The sequence below is a fragment of the Vibrio sp. 10N.286.52.F8 genome (assembly GCF_041468745.1).
Lineage (GTDB): Bacteria > Pseudomonadota > Gammaproteobacteria > Enterobacterales > Vibrionaceae > Vibrio > Vibrio crassostreae_C.
Map to the genome: position 1 here is coordinate 1 of NZ_JBFRJF010000077.1, position 1,132 is coordinate 1,132.

The 1,132-nt window shown below is 42.8% G+C and carries 1 protein-coding gene; it reads right to left on the reverse strand.

The features are described 5' to 3' along the window. The coding region (locus tag AB4133_RS21955; RefSeq protein WP_372225759.1) for an IS110 family transposase at positions 1–922 on the reverse strand (922 nt) is incomplete at its 3' end. Between the last annotated feature and the right edge of the window lie 210 nt (positions 923–1,132).

A 1,132-nucleotide genomic window follows, 5' to 3' on the forward strand; every position in this document is an offset into this window, starting at 1 on the left:
CATCTCTCAGCATAGAGTTAAGAGTCACAACCATCTTTCGAACACACGCGATTATTGCGACTTTCTTAGGCTTTCCGGCAGCTACAAGTCGAGCATAAGTTGCTTTGAATACGGGGTTACATTGCATGGCTGACATCATTGCCATATATAACACTGTGCGTACTTGCGCTCGACCGCCTTGGATCACGCGCTTACCTTTGTAGCGCCCACTTTCGCGTGTTATTGGAGCGACACCAATTAGTGATGCCGCTTGTTTATTTGTGATGTAGCCAAGTTCTGGTACGTTGCTAATTATTGATGCAGCGGCAATGTTTCCTATTCCAGGGACGTTCTGCAATATTGTGTTTTTAGCCTGATATTCAGGGCTATCTTCAATGAGTTTAACGAGCTTTTCTTCTAACTTGGTGATTTGATTTTTTATCGTGGTTAGCATCGGTTTGATAGTCGGATGGAGAGAAGCGGGAAGTATCTGGATTCGGTTCTTTTCCATGGTTTGCATGGATAACAACTGGTTTCGGCGAATGACTAAGTCACTCATTAGGCGTATGTTTTTTGGCTTTATGACAGTAAGAGCTGGTTTGATTGCTTCTCCATAGTGAGCAATCAATTCTGCATCTAAACGATCATTTTTGGCTCTGCGGCCAATAGCACCAGCGAACCGTTTTATGTGGACAGGGTTTGCTCTGACAATAGGTAATTGAGCCTCTGCACATGCAAGAACAAAAGGCATTTCTAATCGGCCTGTTGCTTCAATAACGATTCGTTCAGGACTGTGACTCTTAATCGTTTTGAGTGCTTTTTTGATGCCTTTATCATTGTTCTCTACTGAGAAAAATAGGTCTAGTGGCCTGATGTGGATGTCTAATTGTGTTTTGCCGGTATCAACTCCAACGTTGATGCTTTGATTGATTTTGGTATTCATAATAAGCTAACTCATGCTTGCGTAATGCGGGTTCGAGACCCAGTCGACTATTCGAGGTTTATGCTTGAAGTCCTATGTAGCGTTCATGTTTGTTATCGGTCTCTCGATAGAGGAGCCAGCGTTTAAACGAACTACTACATAGAAAGCTTTAGTTGCAGCTAAAGCCTGGGTCTCACATTACCCGATTGGAGTGCTTATTATCCATACAAA